This is a genomic window from Sorangium sp. So ce1504 (genome assembly GCF_051521635.1).
Lineage (GTDB): Bacteria > Myxococcota_A > Polyangia > Polyangiales > Polyangiaceae > Sorangium > Sorangium cellulosum_B.
On sequence record NZ_CP150365.1, the window covers coordinates 12,520,162 to 12,537,858 of the forward strand.

Annotated in this window: 6 protein-coding genes and 1 tRNA gene; all 7 read left to right on the forward strand. The window is 74.7% G+C overall.

The window, feature by feature from the left end; all coding sequences use genetic code 11:
• The first annotated feature begins 461 nt into the window (after nucleotides 1-461).
• The 7 genes from WMF39_RS47175 (at nucleotide 462) to WMF39_RS47205 (ending at nucleotide 17,602) form a co-directional block, all read left to right on the forward strand.
• The gene (locus WMF39_RS47175; RefSeq protein ID WP_437742980.1) at nucleotides 462-2,588 is read left to right on the forward strand and encodes a zinc-ribbon domain-containing protein; all 2,127 of its coding nucleotides are present in this window, start codon (nucleotides 462-464) and stop codon (nucleotides 2,586-2,588) included.
• Entirely contained in the window at nucleotides 2,581-4,440 is a 1,860-nt protein-coding gene (locus WMF39_RS47180) for a S49 family peptidase (protein WP_437742981.1), read from the forward strand. Before WMF39_RS47175 ends, WMF39_RS47180 begins: the two co-directional genes overlap by 8 nt.
• A 161-nt stretch (nucleotides 4,441-4,601) precedes the next feature.
• A complete protein-coding gene (locus WMF39_RS47185; RefSeq protein ID WP_437742982.1) occupies nucleotides 4,602-12,590 on the forward strand; it encodes a hypothetical protein in 7,989 nt (2,662 codons plus the stop codon).
• Between the two features lie 483 nt (nucleotides 12,591-13,073).
• Entirely contained in the window at nucleotides 13,074-14,849 is a 1,776-nt protein-coding gene (locus WMF39_RS47190; protein WP_437742983.1) for a carboxypeptidase-like regulatory domain-containing protein, read from the forward strand.
• Nucleotides 14,850-14,906: 57 nt separating this feature from the next.
• The gene (locus WMF39_RS47195) at nucleotides 14,907-16,142 is read left to right on the forward strand and encodes an ATP-binding protein (protein WP_437742984.1); all 1,236 of its coding nucleotides are present in this window, start codon (nucleotides 14,907-14,909) and stop codon (nucleotides 16,140-16,142) included.
• 223 nt (nucleotides 16,143-16,365) lie between these two features.
• Nucleotides 16,366-16,447: transfer RNA gene (locus WMF39_RS47200), tRNA-Leu, on the forward strand.
• 765 nt (nucleotides 16,448-17,212) lie between these two features.
• A complete protein-coding gene (locus WMF39_RS47205; protein ID WP_437742985.1) occupies nucleotides 17,213-17,602 on the forward strand; it encodes a hypothetical protein in 390 nt (129 codons plus the stop codon).
• Nucleotides 17,603-17,697 lie beyond the last annotated feature (95 nt).

Below are 17,697 nucleotides of genomic sequence, written 5' to 3' on the forward strand. Positions count from 1 at the left end.
GGAGCCGCGCCCTCGCGCGTGACGGTCGCGACCGGACGAGCGTAGCAAGCGACATGCCCCACACAAGCCTGGCAAGTCGCGGCGCATTTCGGTCGATCGCGCGCTCGCCGTGAAGCCGCGTTCACGTTGGCATGTGGCCCGCGTGTGGCGAGGCGAGGCGCGGCCCGGCCCCGATGTGCCGTGCCTCGCGGAGGTCACGCGGCGGCGGCCGCGACATCGGGGGGCGGGGGGACGCAGGGGAGGGGGAACCGCAGGGGAGGGGGGACCGCAGGGGACCGCGAACCCTGAACCGCGCAGGAAAGCGGAGGACGGCGCGGCGCGGCGCGACGCTTTGGGGCGCACAGGGGAACCCGTGCTACCGTTCCGCCGAGTTCCGGGCGGCTACCTCCGAACGAGGAACCCCGGCAGGCTCGCGCCTGGGGGGCCAGCCGTTTGCGAGGACACGGGGACCGGTCGAGCAGATGGATGTCACCTGCGAGCGTTGCAGCACCGAGTACGAGTTCGACGACGCGCTCGTGTCGGAGCGCGGCACGACGGTCAAGTGCACGAACTGCGGCTTCCAGTTCAAGGTCCGCCGCACCGACGGCGCGCTCCCCGAGAAGTGGGTGGTGCGCACGCTCGGCGGCCGGGAGCTCGAGTTCAAGATGCTCCGGGAGCTCCAGGCGGCGATCACCCAGGGCCAGATCACCCGCGACGACGTGATCTCGCGCGGCAACGCGAGGCCGCGGCGGCTCGGGTCGATCGCGGAGCTGGAGCCGTTCTTCAAGGGGCCGGGCAGCATCGTGATGGCCGGGACCGCGCTGGGCATCGGCGGGCCCTCGCCGTTCCCTGGCCGCTCGAGGTCGCTGACGCCTCCAGGGCTCGGCGGTCCGGCGCCGGCGCAGACCGAGGGCTCGGTCGCGATCCCGCTCCCGCGGGCGGAGAGCGACGCGGACGCCGCCCCCGAGTCCATCCACGACGCAGAGACGGTCGTTCGGGACGTGCGGGAGGTCCAGTCGGGCAGGGAGCGCCCGTCGCCGCGCCGCGGGGCGCAGACCGCGGGCTACGACTCCGAGGCCAGCGCCCCCGCGCGGGCGATGACGAAGCCGGGCGCGCTGCCCGGGGTCGTGGTGCCGCCGGAAGAGGCGCCGCCGCTGCCGGACGGGCACCCCGCGCGCCGGCAGGAGCCGCGGACCCTCCGCGGCGCGGGGGTCGCCGATGCGCGCCAGGGCAGCATCAGGCCCGGGCCCGCGGACGCCGGCGGCGAGGGGCAGGGGCGCGCCGCAGGCGCCGTTCCGCTGCGGATGCCGAACAGCGTCCCACCGCCGCGCATCGAGCGCGCCGACAGCCCGGGAGAAGAAGCCCCCGTGGCGAGGCGCGGGGCGTCGCGCGCGGCGAGCGAGGACCACGCGTCGCGGCGGGCAGCGACGTCGGGGTCGCCGACCGCGCCCGCGGAGCCCGAGGGGCGTCCCTCCTATGTCGACGAGGGGGACGGCGACGCGGGGATCACGTCGCTGCCCTCGAGGAGGACGGGGATCGCGCGGTGGGTGGTCGGCCTCATCGTCGTCGGCCTCATGGTGGTGAGCGCGGCGACCCTCGGGCCGAAGTACCTCAAGCCGGCCGTCCAGGCCCGGCCTGCGGCGAGCGACGATCGCGTCTCGGCGCTGCTCGCCGAGGGCGAGAGGAGCCTGGCCGAAGGGGATCCGGAGACGGCGAGGGACAAGCTCGTCAAGGCGAGCGCGCTCGCCGAGGACGACCCGCGCGTCGCGGCGGCGCTGGCCCGGGTCGAGACGGTGAACGCGGACGTGCGGTGGCTGCGGCTGCAGCTGCTCGCCGCAGGGGACGCGGATCTGGACACGGTGCGGCACGAGCTCGACATCGCGATCGAGCGCGCCCGCAAGGCGGTCGAGCACGCGCGGCGCGTCGCGCCGGCGAACGCCGAGGTGACCCGCGCGGCGATCGATCTGCTCCGCATGCGGGGCGACCTCGCCTCCGCGCGGAAGCTCGTCGGCGCGATCTCGGCCGAGAGCGCGCAGCCGGAGAGCGCGCTGACGCTGGCCGCGCTCGATCTCGCCGAGGCTCATCCGAGCTGGGCCGCCGTCGTCGAGCGGCTCCGGACGGCGGCGAGCATCGAGCAGAGCCCCGGGCGAGCGCGGGCGCTCCTCGTTTATGCGCTCGCGAGGTCCGGCGATCCCGCGGCCGCGCGCGCCGAGAACGAGCGCCTGCTGGCGACGAGCCGGCCGCACCCGCTCGCGCGCCCGCTCCGGGCCTTCATCGACCGGCTCGAAAAGGCGCAGGGCGAGCCAGGAGGCGTCACCGAGCCGGCGTCGAGCGCGCACGCGGAGAGCCCGCAGGCGGGCGCTCCTCCGCCGAGCCCACAGGCCGCGGCGAGCGCTCCTCCCGCGAGCCCGCCGGCCGCGCCGGGGCGCCCTCGGCGCGGGCCGGAGGCGGCGCCGGACGACGGCCGCGTGCCCGACGACTACGTCGCCCCGGGCGGCACCATCGATACGAGCGATCTGCCCGGCGTGCATCCGCCGCCGACCGCCGCGCCTGGAGCGACGGCGCCGCCGATCGACACCTCGGATCTGCCTGGAATGAAGCATGAATAAGCGCCGAGCTCGAGGGGTGCGGTGGACCGGCGTCGGCGCCCTCGCCGTGGCGGCATCGATGGCTGGGTGCACCGGGAGAGAGCGGGCGGCGGCGCTGCCGGCGCCCGCCGCGGCGGGCCTCGACGAGCCGGCGGTCATCGAGATCGATCTCTCGCGCGGGCTCCCCGAGAGCGCGTCCGCGTCGCTCTTCGGCCCGCCGAGCGGCAGGACCCACGCGCAGCTCGTGCAGTCGCTGCGAGCGCTCTCCGAGTCCGCGAGCGCGAAGGGGTTCCTCGTGCGGCTCGGGAGCGCGCGCCTCGCGTTCGCGCGGGCCCACGAGATCGGCCGGATCCTCGGCGATGTCCGCGCGGCGGGGCGACCTGTCGTGTGCCACGCGGACGAGTACAACAACGCGACCATGCTGCTGGCGTCCATCGCCTGCAGCAAGCTCTGGCTCAGCCCTGCCGGGCAGGTCGACACGGTGGGGATCGCGGCGCAGCTGGTGTTCGCGAAGGGGCTCCTCGACAAGCTCAACGTGGATGTCGACTTCCTCCAGGTGGGGAAGTTCAAGGGCGCGAGCGAGCCGTTCACGCGGGAAGGGGCGAGCCCCGAGGCACGTCGATCGCTCGAGTCCGCGCTCGGCGGGGTCCGCGCGGCGTGGCTGTCGGCCATCGTGGAGGGGCGCGGCAAGGAGGAGCTCCGGGAGGCCCTCGAGGACGGCCCGTTCGCGCCTGAAGAGGCGAAGGCGAGGGCGCTCGTGGACGAGATCGGCGATCTCGAGTCCGCGACCGAGGACGCGAAGAAGCTCGCTGGCACCGAGCGCTCCGTGCCTCGGTTCGGCGGCGCGCCGCGCGATGCGAGCTTCTCCCGGAGCCTCGTGGACGTGTTCCGCTCGGTCTCCGGGGCGAGCTCGCTGGGGACGCCGCATGTGGCGGTCGTCCCGGCGATCGGCGGCATCACCATGAGCGCCAAGGGGATGCCCATCGGCTCGTCGGACGGGATCGGCGAGCGCGAGCTCGGGCAAACGATCACGCGCCTCACCGAGGATCAGAGCGCGAAGGCGGTCGTGCTCCGGATCGACTCGCCCGGCGGCTCGGCGCTGGCCTCGGATCTGCTCTGGCAGAAGCTGATGCGGCTGCGGCAGCAGAAGCCGCTGGTCGTCTCGATCGGCGGGATGGCCGCGAGCGGCGGCTACTACCTCGCCTGCGCTGGCACCAAGATCGTCGCCGAGCGGACGAGCATCATCGGCTCGATAGGCGTCGTGGGCGGCAAGTTCGCCGTCGGGAAGGCGCTTGCGGACATCGGGATCAACGCAGAGACGGTCGCGGCCAACCCGGATCCTCAGCGGGCAGCGCGCGCCGCGTACATGTCGGCGCTCACACCCTGGGACGAGCCCACACGCGCCCGTGTGCTCGCCTCCATGGAGGCGGTTTACGATCTGTTCCTGAAGCGCATCACGGCGGGACGGAACCTCCCGTTGGAGACGATCGCGCCGTCGGCGGAGGGACGGATCTTCGGCGGGGTCGAGGCTGCAGGGCGCTCGCTCGTCGATGAGCTCGGCGGCCTGGAGCGAGCGATCGCGCTCGCGCGTGAGCTGGCGGAGCTGCCGACGGACGCGCCGGTCGAGATCGAGCAGGACGACGGCGGGCTGCTGGAGCTCCTGGCGACCGGCGACGAAGCCAACGAGGGCAGCGCTCGGGCTCCCGACCGTGCAGCGCTCAAGGAGCGCGCGCGGGAGGCGATGGCTTCCGTCCTCCTGCCGGAGTGGCTCGGCGTCGCGCCGGAGGTCGGGACCTTCGCCGCCTCCATGGCGCCTCTCCTGGCCGGAGAGAGGGCGCTCACGGTGTTACCGTTCGCGGTGACGCTCCGGTAAAGCGCGAGATTGCGCCGGAAGATTGGCCTTGTACCTCGGTCGTTCTGGTAGGCTGGGCGGGTTCAGCATACCCGAAGCGGGTCGCCGAAATGAGCTCTTCACCTCCGGATCGGGCAGCATCAGCGTCGGGCGCGAGGAGGTCGCTGCATTCGCCGGAGCTGATGGATCCTGCCGGGCCCGCCTCTGCGGGGCAGCTGGTCCTCGCAGGGGCCCGGGCGATCGCGCCGGTGTCGCGCCACCGCGGCCCGCGGGCTGAAGAGGCCTACTGGCGCGCGCGGGTGGACGAGCGCCGCGCCGCCGGCGACGCGCAAGGGGAGCGCGAGGCAGCCCTCGCCCTCGCGAGGATCCTCGCCGCGCGCGGCGTCGAGCTGGACCAGGCGACGGTGCTGGCGCGCCGGGCGCTCTCGCTGGGCGACGACCCGGCGATGAGGAGCGAGCTCGCCGGCTGGCTGGCCGGGCTGGGCGAGCCAGCCCTGGCCGCCGCGGCGCTGCGCGGCCTCCGCGACGACGCGCAGCCGCCCGGCGCGACGGCGCGGATGCTGGTGAAGATCGCCGTGCTCCTCGCGCGCGCCAGCGACGTCGCGGGCGCGGTCGACGCGCTCGAAGAGGCGAGCGAGCTCGCCCCGGACGACGCGATGGCGAGCGAGCTGCTCGGCACGATCGCGGCCTGGGCGTCGGACGAGGTGTTCCCCGCGGCCGCGGCGAAGGCGTACCTGGAGGCGGCCAAGCGGCGCGAAGCCGCGCGGGAGCGGGAGGCGGCGTTCGAGGATCGCCTGCGCGCCTTCGAGATTGCGCCTCACGACGACATGGCCGCCAAGGCCATGGCGGCCGCGCTGTTTTTGCGCAGCCGGCAGGGCGCGGCCGACGAGGTGCTCCGGACGCACGCCGACGCGCTCGCGGCGCGGGCGCCTCGCGGCGAGGGCGAGGCCCCTGGCCCCTCCGCCCTGCGACGCGCGATGGAGGTGCACGGCCACCGGCTCCAGGGCGCGACGAGCGAGGGCGACTGGGCGCGCGCCGTCGGGTGCGTGCTCGACGCGGGCCTCGACGGGGCGATCGACGGCGACGCCGCCCGCGCGATCGACGAGGTGCTCGAGCAGGCGGGGCTCTACGAGCTCGTGGCCGCGCGGATCGAGCTCAGGGCGGAGCAGCGGGTCGGGGCGTCGAGGGCCGAGGCGTACGTGGCGCTCGCGCGGCTCCACGCTGGCCCGCTCGCGAGCCCCGATCGCGCCGTGGAGGCCTGGATCGAGGCCGCGGCGAGCGACTCCGGCAGCGCCGCCGCGCGCTCCGCGCTGCGCGACCACGCGGCGACGCTGCACGACATGGCGCCCCTCGTCGAGGCGCTCATCCGCATCGGCGAGGGCTCGGACGCGAGGGCGACGGAGGACGCGGCGGGGCGGATCGACGCGCTCTCGGAGCTCGCGCGCCTTGCGGAAGAGAAGATCGGCGACCCCGGCCTCGCGCGCTGGGCGCTCGAGGCGCTGAGAGACGTCGGCGGCGACCCGACGCACGCCGAGGCAGGGCTCCAGCGGATCGCCGATCGGCTCAAGGGGCAGGACGAGGCGCTCGCCGCGGCGCAGCGCGCGCTCCGCGGCGCGGACACCGCCGAGGGGCGGATCGACGCGCTCCGCCGGCTCGTCGTGATTTACCGCGGCCGCCCGAAGGAGCGCGCGGCCTACGAGGAGGCGCTCGTGGGGCTCTCGCGGGCGCTGCCGGCCGACCGCGGCTGCCTGCTGGCGCTCGATCGGCTGAGCCGGCGGACCGGGGGAGGCGCCGCGCTCGACGCCCTGCTCCGCGCGCGGCTGGCCGAGGCGACGCGGGCGTCCTCGGAGGCCGAGGGCGCGCGCTCCGCGAGGTCCGAGGCGATCCGCGCGGCCTCGCTGACGCGGGTCGAGCTGGTGCGCGTAAGGCTCCTCCTGTCGGCGATCGCCCGGCGGCAAGGCCAGGACGCCCGCGCCCTGGACGAGGTGTTGCCGCTGCTCGGCGAGGCCCCGGGGCACCGCGGCGCGGCGAGCGCCGCGCTCGTGCTGGCCACGCGGACCGGGCGCCTGCGGGAGCGCGCCGACGCGCTCGTGCAGCTCGCCGCGCCGGTCTGGCCGGCGCTGCGCGCGGTGCTGCTCTCGATCGCCGCGGCGCTCTACCACCGGACGCAGCGGGCGCGCGAGGCGGCGCCCTCGCGCGAGGTCGCGCTGCTCGCCTGCGAGGCCGATCCGTCGTCCGCGCGCGCCGTGGCCACGCTCGCCTCCATCCTCACGGCAGATCTCGCCGCCGCCGCGGAGGCCGGCGAGGCGCCTCCGTTCGAGGTCGACCGGGCGGTGGCGGCCGCGATCGAGCGCTCCATCACCACGGTGTTCCCGCGCGGCGCGCTCTGCGACGGCCTCGCGAGGGCGCTGGAGGCGCTGGGCGAGCTGCCGCTCGCGCTCGCGTGGACCCAGCGCTGGCTCGCGCTGCGGCCAGGGTGCCCCCAGGCGACCGCGGAGCTCATCCGCCGCGCCGCGGCCGCCGGCGACGCGGCCCGGCTCTCGGACGCGCTCGCGTGGATCCTGGCGCAGCCCAAGCCGCTCGGCGAGATGGCGGCGGCGCTGGCGAGCGCGCTGCACGCCCTCTACGACCTCGATCCCGAGCGCGGCACGGCGCTCGCGAGGCGCTCGCTCGACGTCTTCGGCCCGCAGAACCCGCTCTTGCGCGAGCGGCTGCTGGAGCTCGCGCGCCGGGCGGGCGACCCTCACCTCGCGGTGACCGTGCTCGAGCGGTGGCTGGCCGTCGAGATCACTGCAGCGCACGCCCCCGAGCTGATGTTCATGCTCACCGATTGCCGGCTCGACGGCGGCGATCCGGACGGGGCAGCGCAGGAGCTCGCGCGCGCAGCCGCGGTGCAGGCGGATCCTCACGAGATCCTCGCGCGGGTCCAGCGCCTCGAGTCGTCGCTGCTCGACGCGAAGGGGCTCAGCTCCGACGGCGCCATCGCGCTGGCCGAGGCGAAGGCCCGGGCGTTCACCGCGCAGGGCGCCGGCGCGGCGGCGGAGGCCGCGGCCGCGTGGCGTGAGCTCGGCAGCCTGCGCTGGGACCTGGCGGAGGATCACCGGGGCGCCGAGGAGGCGTTCTTCCGCGCGAGCGAGCTCGCGCCGAGCGGCGGCACCGAGCGTTACGCGCGGGACATGTGCGAGTTCGCGGGCGTCGAGGCGGCGATCGAGGCGATCGTCGCGCGCGCCGCGGAGGCGCGGAGCGAGAGGGGAGCGCAGCCCGCCGCGGACGAGAACAGGTGGTCGGGCGACGTCGGGCCCGAGCGGCGCAGGCGCGCCAACCTGCTGATCGAGGCCGCCAACCTGGCGCACGAGCACGGCCTGCCCGAGCGCGCGCTCTCCGCGGCGGCGAGCGCGATCGAGCTCGATCCCCTCCGCGCGGACGCCGTCGCGCTGGTCGAGAAATCGGCGGACGCCGACGGCGGCGTCGTCGTCCTCGACAAGACCTACCGGCTGCTCGCCGACGCGGCCCTGGGCTGCTACGGCCGCCGCGCCGCCCATTACCGCGCGGCGCGGCAGCTGGAGAGGCGCGGCGCGTTCGAGCTCGCGCTCGCGCACGCCGTGGCCAGCTTCGAGGCGGTCCCGACCGAGGGCACCTCGTACGTGCTGCTCGCTCGGCTCGCCGAGCACGTCGGCGAGCCGTCGGACGCCGTGCGCGCGCTCGAGCGGGTGGCGACGACGGCCGATCCGGCGTCGCGCAATGCGTGGTTGAAGCGCGCCGCGGCCCTCACCGGCCGCACGGAGGAGGGCCTCCGGCTGCGCCTCGACATCCTGCTCCGCGCGTTGGTCGTACGCCCGGATGCGGCGCTCGTCGAGGACGTCGGCGCGGCCATCCGCGATCTCATCGCGTGCACGGGGCAGCCGGAGGTCGAGGCCATCCGCTTCGACCGCGCGGTCAAGGCGAGCATCGCGAAGCTCGACGGCCCCGAGGGGGCCCGCGCGGGGCTCGCGATGGCGCGCATCGCCGTCGCCGTCCTCGACTCGCCCGCGCTCGCGCTCGCCGCGATCGAGCGCGCGATGCTCGCCGACGGCGACGTCGACGAGTTCCAGACGCTCCTCGACATCGTGGGCGAGCTCGCGCGGCAGACCGAGCCGGCGTCGCACCTCGTCGCGGCGGTGTACGCCGCAGCGATGAGGCCGCACTCGAGCGTCGGTCCGGGCCTGCTCAGGTGGGCGAGCAAGCTCGCTGGCGCCCTGAACGTGCCGCCGGTCGCCGCGGCGCTGCTCGTGGAGGCCGCCCGGCGCGCGCCGGAGGACGACGCGCTCGCGTACGAGGCGGAGGGGGCCGTCGAGGCCAGCGGGGACGAGGCGCTGAAGCGCTCGCTGGACGACGCCTTGCCGGTCGCGCGGCGACTCGAGGCGCTGCTGCACCTCGCCGACAAACACGAGCGCGAGGGCCAGCGCGCCGAGGCCACCGTCGCCCTGGAGCGGGCGCTCGCCGGCGGGCAGCTCGTGGGCGAGACGCGCAACGAGGTCGTCACCCGGCTGCGCCGGCTGTACGCGGCCGAACGTCGCAGCGCCGATCTCGAGACGCTCGTCCAGTCCGAGCTCGCGCGCATCGATCTGCCGGATGCCGTCCGCCTCGGGTTGACGCGCGAGCACGCCGGCATCCTCGCCGCCGGCGGCGATCTCCATGGCGCGGTGGAGCTCCTCATGGAGGCCGCCCAGAGGACGCCCTTCGACAAGGCGCACATCGACGAGCTCATCCGGCTCGCGCGGAGCACCGACGATCGCCAGCGGCTCTTCGACGTGCTCACGCGCCTCCAGGGCATCCTGAGCGGCGACGAGGAGCGGCTGGTCGTGCTCCGTGAGCTCGCGCCGCTGGCCCAGGAGCTCGGCGATCGCGGCGCTGCGGTGGCGCTCTACGAGGCGATCGCCCGGCTGGATCTCACCGACATGCACGCCGTCGAGGTCGTCGAGCAGGACGCGAGCGACCGCGGCGATCACGCCGCGGTCGCCGCCCTCCTCGCGCGCCGCATCGAGGCGGCCCCGCTGCCGGACACGCGGCGCGCGCTGCGGCTCCGGCGCGCCGCCCTGCTCGAGCAGCGCCTCGGCCTCCTCGACGAGGCGTGCGCCGAGCTGGAGGCCCTGCTCGCGGCGTCACCGGACGACGTGAGCGCGCTGAGGTTCCTCGCGGACATCCACGAGCGGCTCGGGACGCCGCTCCGCGCCGCCCCGCTCTGGTGCAGGCTGGGCGATCTCGCGACGACCACCGACGAGCGGGCCGAGTACAGCCTCCGCGCGTGCAGCAGCTACCTCGGCGGCGGGGACGTCGAGTCCGCGAAGGACACGCTGGAGAGCGTCGCTCGCATCGCGCCGCGCGAGGCCGTGATCGAGCTCCGCGTCGAGATCGCCCGCCGGGAGGGGGACGGCCACGCGCTCGCCGCGGCGCTCGATCAGCTCGCCAGCGCGTCGCGCGACGTCCCCGACCGGCGCGCGCAGCTGCTGGTCGAGGCGGCGCGCGCCACCTCGATGCTCGGGGACGACGCGACGGCGCTCGAGCGCGCTCGCCGCGCCGTGAAGCTCGCCCCGGAGTCGCCCGACGCCGTCCTCGAGGCGCGCCGCATCGAGTATCGGCTGCGCGGGACCGGGACGCCGCGCGACGCGCAGGCCGCGGTGGAGGAGCTCGGCCGCATCGCGCCGCGCCTGCGCCCGGCGCACGTCGACCTGCACGCGTTCCTGCTCGCCGAGACGCTCGACGTCATCCAGGGCCACGGCGCCGGTATGCGGGAGCTGACCCGGCGCCACGCCGAGGTCGGCCCGAGCACGCTGGTCGCGCTCGGCATGGCGGAGCGCCTGGCCCTGAAGCGGAACTTCTCTGCCGCCCTCCCGCTGTTCGATCGTGCGCTCGGCGGCGATCTCCAGGGGATGCGCGCGCGCGGCCGGGTCGCGCTCGCCGCCGCCGAGACCGCTCAGAACGCCGGCGATCTCGAGGCGGCCGCGCGCCTGCTCGAGGAGGCCGCGGCGGAGCCGGAGACGCGCACGCTGGCGCTGCGCCGCCAGCTGGAGCTCACGGCTGCGCGAGGTGAGCCCGAGGCCGCCCGGAAGGCGCTCGAAGAGCTCGCCGCGCAGAGCTCGGGGATCGATCGCGCGCGCGCGCTGATGCAGCTCGCGCGCCTGCACGTGTCGAGCGACCCGGATCGCGCAGCGAAGATCCTCTCGCAGGCCACAGTGCTCGCGGGCTCGGATCGCTCGCTGGGGCTGAAGATCGCCGAGCTGAACGCCGAGCTGGCCAGCGAGCGGGCGACCCTGCCTCCCGAGGACGTGCCCCAGGCTGCGACGCTCCGGACAGCCGCGGCGGAGCCGGTCCAGGCGGCACCAGAGGCGCCGCCCAGCGCTGCGTCGGCGGCGAACGGCGCCGGACCCGCGAGCAGCCGTACGCCGTCGAGCGGGGTCGGGCCGGCGAGCAGCCGCGCTCCGTCGGGCGGGGTCGGACCGGCGAGCAGCCGTACGCCGTCGAGCGGGGTCGGACCGGCGAGCAGCCGCGCTCCGTCGGGCGGGGTCGGACCGGCGAGCAGCCGCGCGCCGTCGAGCGGGGTCGGGCCGGCGAGCAGCCGCGCGCCGTCGAGCGGGGTCGGGCCGGCGAGCAGCCGCGCGCCGTCGAGCGGCGGCGCGCCGGCCTCGAGCAACCCGCACCTCGATCTCGTCGAGCTCAACGATCCGCTCGACGAGGGGTTGATCGCCGACGACCCGTCGCAATCCACCTCTCCCGCGGTGTCGGACGACGATCTGCTCGACGGGACGGCGAGCACCGCCGCCTCGCCGGCGCCGTCACCGAGCGCCGTGTCAGGTGCCGCGGAGAGCAACGCCGCGCGCGGCGGCGCCGCGTCGGGCCGCTCCAGCGCCGGCGCGCCGCAGCCCGGGCCTCCGGTCTCCGCCCCGGCGTCGATCCAGCCGCCCTCCTCCGCGACGCGGCTCGTGGCCGCGTGGTCGCCGTCCGCGGCCGAGAGCTTCGAGGAGGCAGCGCTCTTCCGCGAGCTCGCCGCGGGCTCGTACGACGCTGGCGAGCGGCTCATCAAGAGCTTCGCTCCGCGCGACGATCGCTCCCGGGAGGCGCTGGCGGTCCGACGGATGCAGGCCCACCTGCGCCTCGGCGATCGGGGCACCCTGGAGCGCCTCCAGGCGGCCGCGATCACCGACAAGAACATGACCTACGCCCGCGCCATCGAGCACGTGCTGCGCGCCTTCGACGGTGACGAGCCGTCCGATCGGCCCGGCGAGGGCGTCGTCACGCCGCCGCCCCTCGCCGCGCAGCGCGACGCGCCGGAGCTCGTGAGCGCGCTGCTCTTCCGCGATCTGGAATCGCCGGTCAACGAGGCGCTCGCGATCGTCTGGGAGACGGGCCTCTACCGCCGCGACGCAGGCCAGTCCGGGCTCGTCCCCTCCGAGCGGATCCAGCCGACATCGCCCACCCTCCTCGGGGAGATCTACGGCGTCATGGCCGCTCACCTCGGCCTCTTGCGCACCGCGCTCTTCCACCAGCGCGCGCCCTTGCCTGCTCCGTCGCCGCCGGAGGGGCAGGTCGTCCGGGTCAACCCGCCGGCCGTGCTGCTGCGGGGCGAGGTCCGCGAGGACACCCCCGAGCTGCGTTACCTGCTCGGCGCTCAGCTCGCTGGCGCCATGCCCGACCATGTCCTGGTGAACACCAGCTCGGAGGATGAGCTCCGCACGCTGCTCTCCGCCATCGTCGCCGCGTTCGGGCCCCTGGAGGCCACCGCGCACAGCGCCCGCGGCAATCCGGCCGTGGTGCGGCTCGAGCAGAACCTCTGGCAGCTCATCCCCCCGCGCGCAGAGCGTCGCCTCCGCGAGATCTGCGACAGCGCCGACAAGATCACCTACGAGGGGGCCGTCAAGACGACCCGCACCGCGATGCGCCGCGCTGGCCTCTTCGCCGCGGGCAACGTCGCCACGGCCGTGCGCGCGACCCTCAAGGAGCGCGGCCTGGAGCTGGCGGTCCCGCTCTCCGACCCCGAAGGGCTCGCCGCGGCCTGCGCGGCGGTCCCCGAGATCGCCGATCTCGTACGCCTCGCGACGCGGATGGAGTACGCCGAAGCGCGATGGCAGCCTGGTACGGTGCCTTCACTCCGGCGGGTCGACACGGGAAGCTCGCGCTTCCGTGCAGGCACATAGGCGCCGCGGCACCCGCTGCGCGGACGTCGGTGGCGTCATGTTCCTCGCAGACCTCGCGCCCCCGCAGCGCCGACCGGAGCCCGTTCGTATCCCGTCTCACCCGAGCTTTCCCGTGTGCATGTCCGCGCTTCGCCTTTTTGCGATGAGTGCGGGGTGGCCGCATCGGCGCATCCGTCTCGACGCGACAGCGTTGTCACAGCGCCGCCGCTGGTTGCGCGGCGCCCTGTCGAGCGGATGCATGCCACACGCTGCCCGGAACGCCGTCTGTCGGTTGGCACGAACATCGCCTTCTCGTTCGGGTGTGATTTTCCCCTGCGCCTGCTCGGGTGCGGACCCGTTCGGGCTCCGCGCGTCGCTCTCCTCAGCTCGGCGGCCACCGGTCGCCGGCGTCTCCGCGGAGCCGCGGCGCTCTCCCGCCGCACCGCCACGGGGGCGGTTTCTGCTCCGCGCTGCGCGCGCTGCGTCCTTGGCGAGGAGGGCGTCGTGAGCGCGCGACACGTCGTGTGCGCCGCGCTGCTCGCCTGCCTACCGACCTCGGTGGCCTGCGGCATTCCCCTCGAAATGGCGGACTCCGCCCCCTTGAACGCCTGCGACAGGTCGGTCGAGTGCGGCCCGGGGGCGACCTGCGCCGATGTCAGCGGGCAACGCGCGTGCGTCTCGACGAGCGCGAACCTCGACGGGCTCATCCTCGAGATCCGGCCGCGCGCCTCGCCCGAGCTGGGCGCGGAGGTCTCCCATCTCCTCGCCATCGATGCAGCGAGCGGCTTCCCTCCTCAGGACCCTGGCGGGCAGGTGCATTCCGTCGATCTCACGATCCCCATGCCCGCGAGCGTGAAGGCCACGGTGCGCCTCGGCGGCTCCTATTGCGAGAACCGCACCGGCGGGCTGCCTCCCCTGACCGGCGGGCAGTTCCCCGTGAAGGTCGAGTTCCGGCGCATCGCGCCGATCCTGGGCCTGCCCACCCAGAGCTACTCGACGCTCTCGGAGCCGGACGGCATCGACGGCCAGAGATTCCAGCTCTCGATCCCCGCAGGCGACTACCACATCTCGTTGATGCCGCAGGCGCGCGCCGACTGCCTCGACGACATCCCCCCGCCGATCTTCCTGCCGAACCAGGTGGTCCCCGAGCAGTGGACGCTCGGCATCAACGCCGAGGCGCCCGCCGTGCTCCAGGGCAGCTTGCAGGTGCCTGAGGGCGTGCGCGTCGACGGGTGGAAGCTCGATCTCGTCGACCCGGTGACAGGCAGCGTCCTCTCCCAGGTAGGCCTCCTCGAACAGGCCGAGCCCGACCCGCCGGCGACCGCGACGCAGGTCGGGTTCAGCGTGAAGTTCTACTGGACCGACAAGGACAGGAGTCCGCTCATCCGGCTGCGTCCGAAGGACGGCGTGCCGAGGCCCACGGTCTACTGGGAGCTCGCTGCGCTCGCGCTCCAGGGCTCCACGGGGAACCTGGACCTGTCGCTCCTCCAGCTCGACGCGGCGGCGCGCCGCGTGGAAGGTCAGACGCTCGACGTGAACGGCAACCCGGTGCTCTCCGCCGTCCGTATCCAGAGCGCCATCATCGACAGGGCGCCCACCGCCGCCTACAAGCTGGACACCGAGACCGACGCGAACGGCCTCTTCCGTGCCGATCTCCCGCCAGGCGAGTACGTCCTCTTCGCGCAGCCGATCAACGACACCACCAAGGCGGCCGTCAAGCAGCCGCTCAAGTTCGCCGCCGGCGACGACTGCTACTGCGGTCAGTCGGTCGTCATCCCCGAGGCCGGGACGCTGCGCGGCCGCGTCCAGGGGCCCATGGGCGAGTTGATGGACGGCGCCAGCGTGTTCGCGGTCCCTGCCCGCGGCCAGGTCACGCCCTACATCGGCCAGGTGCTGACGCCCGGGCCGCTGCTGCCCCGGCAGGCGTCCGGGGTCCTCCGTGAGGGCGCGTTCTCGATCGGCATCGACCCAGGGGAGTTCGACTTCTCGGTCCGCCCGACGCCCGGCTCCGCCTTCCCGTGGCTCGTCAGGCCGCGCCTAACGGTCTCTGCGATGGACGCCGCGGTCACCGACCTCGAGCTCGCCATCTCGTTCCCGGCCGTGCTCCAGGGCGTCGTCCGCGACGCGTCGGGCGCCCGGCTCGGCGACGCCACGGTCGTGGCCTGGCTGCCGGTCCAGGGCGCGACAGCGCCGGAGACGAGGGGCATCCAGATCGGCGAGACCCGGTCGGCGGCCGATGGCTCCTATGTACTGCCGCTCCCCCCATCGATGTCCCGGTGAAGTCGGAGCGAAAAAGGGCGGTACCAGCTCAGCGCGGAGCGAGATAGGCTAACGCCCGTGGCGCAGCCGACGCGCGGTGGGACATCGGAGCCTTCAACCGAGGATGGCCTGACCCTCGCGCCTCCTCTGCGCGGCGACCTGGGCCAGCGCGCCGACGAGGAGCGCGCGACCGGGACCTCGCTTCCGTCTGCGCAGGAGCTCGCGATCGCGCTGCACGAGGTCTCCAACGCGCTCACGGTCATCGTGGGGTGCATCGAGCGCGCGCAGGGCGAGCAAGGCCCCGAGCTGGGCCGCGCGCTCGGCGTCGCCGCGTCCCGCGCCCGCGACGCTCGCCGCCTGATCCGGCGGGCCATCGGCGCCGAGGGGCGTCCGGCCGGCGACGGCGAGGTCGCGTCGAGGCCGCTGGGGGAGCCGGCGCGCCTGATCGCCGACGTCATCGACGACGCCGTGATGGGGCTCGAGCCCGAGGCGCGCCGCTCGGCGATCGCGCTCCGCGCGGTGATCGAGCCCGCGGTCGCGCGCACCGGCGTGAGCAACGGCGCTGCGGTCGTGCAGATCTTGACGAACCTCCTGCTCAACGCCGTGGCGCTGTCGCCCCGCGGCTCGTCCGTCCGTGTCGATGCCAGGCTGGAGGGCGCCGCGGTCGTCATCGGCGTCGCGGACCAGGGGCCCGGCGTCCCGCTGTCGCGCCGAGCGACGCTGCTGAGCTCCGGCGTCTCGACGCGGCCTGGCGGAGCGGGCATCGGTCTCCGCCACTCCGCAGCGCTGGCGAGCGCTGCCGGCGGCGCGCTCGCGCTCGTGCCTTCGGAGGAAGGCGCTCGCTTCGAGCTGCGCTGGCCCGCCGAGGACACGCCGCCCGCCGACGCCCCGCCCGGCGAAGCAGGAGCCGAGGAAAAGCCGCCTGTGCCGCGGAACATGATGACGTCGCCGCCGCAGCACGGGACGATCCTTGATGGCGTCAGGATCCTGGTGGTCGAGGACGACGACGCGGTGGTGGATCTGCTCGACACGGCGCTCACCGCGCGCGGCGCGAGCATCGTCAGCGTGCAGAGCGCGGTCGAGCTCCCGGGGGCCCTCGCCTCCGGGCCGTTCCAGGCTGCGCTGCTCGACATCTCGCCCATCCAGCAGGACATCCTCGGCACCGTCTCCGCCGTGCGCAGGGCCAACCCGGACGTGCGGCTCGTGGTCATGTCCGGCAGCGCCGGCGCCGATCCTCTCCCTGCGAACGCCGGCGTCTCCTGGGTGCGCAAGCCGTTCGAGATCCGCGAGATCGTCGAGGCGCTCGTCCGCTGAAGAGCCCGCGGGCGAGGTGCGCGCAGCGCTCCGCGCGGTGCGGGCGTGCTCCTCGGGTGCGCGCTCCGGTCGCGCGCGCAGCCGTGGCAACCGGCGATCGGTCGAGGCCGCGAGGCCGCCGCGCCGGGCTGATCAGCGCGGGCGCTGCGCCGTGTGACGACGTTGTGAGGATTAGCTTGACTTCCCCGGCCAGCTGGGTAGGTTCCGTCCCGCAACCGCACTCGCGAAGGTGGCGGAATTGGCAGACGCACTAGCTTGAGGTGCTAGCGGGTAACACCGTGGGGGTTCAAGTCCCCCCCTTCGCACTCCCTGTCTCTCTCTCGACGCCTCGTTCTCCACTCCTTGTGCACACATGGCTGAGCGCATTGCCTCGGCTTGTGTGCGGTACCGGTGACGCTGCCCTTGTGTCTTGACGGGGCCGCCCGGTTTCGGAGCGCGCGTCTGAGTCTCGACGGCTTGCCCTGGCACCGCTGAGCGCTCGTCTGCGCCCAGCTGGACGCAGGGTGATGCATGCGGGCAGCACATGCCGCGTGGGGAGTGGCGCTCCGGGGGGCGTGCGACAGACCGCCTGTTCGGGGCGAATGTCACACGAGCTCGCGCCGGGGATGCACACGAGCTCGCGCCGGGGATGCACAGGAGAGCGCGCCTGGGAGCCCTCAGGGCTCCTCCGAGCGGTTGGCCGACGTGTTGTTTCGGTGGCTGCCCCCGAGGCTTCTCGCTGGCTGTCGGGTCCTGGTGATCCTCGCAGACTCGCTCGAGACGGACGATGGTGCATGTCCCTATCGCACTGGCGTTGACGCCAATCGATCCATCGGTTGTGCGCGCGGGGTGTCCGCGGCAGGGGCGCTTTGAACGCGGACCCATGCTGTTCGTGGAGGGTCCACTCAGCATGTTCCAGCGTGGAGTCCAGGGGGCCACGATGGCCGTGTCGTGCGCATTCCTGCTCAATCCTCCGTTCGGGCGCGCGTCGACGGCGTGCACAGGCTTGCATCGGTCGCCGAGCGGCCTGGTCGGGCTCGATCGAACGCCTTCCTTGACGCCCGTCTGGTCCTCCCCCACGCTCGCATCGGATGTTCCGCCTCCGGCGACCCCATCGTGACCGCAGCGCGATCCTTCGCTGGATCCGCGCCGCGCTCCCGGTGCTGCTCGTCGTCGGTCTCCTGGCGCAGGGCCACACCCTCCAGGCGCTCGGCATGGCGATCGCTTGCGAGCACCCGATGCTCGAGGCGTCGTCGGCCCATCACGAGGAGGACGCGGCGCCGGACAGCTCCCACGAGGACTGTCCGCCCGGCTGCAACGACTGCGCTTGTGGTCGTATCCCCATGACGCTGTCCGTCGGCGCCGCGCTGCCCTACATCCTCCTGGAGGCGTACGAGATCGCCGCGTCGACGCTGCCGGAAATGCCAGGGCGCAGCCTCCCTCACCGCCTCGAACGGCCACCCCGACACCCGCGCGCCTGAGGCGCCCTCGTCAGGTGTCGCACCCGCGAGCACGGCAGCAGCGCACAGGCGTTTGAGCGCCCCTGCGCCGCGCCGCCGTGAGCTCGGCCCTCTCA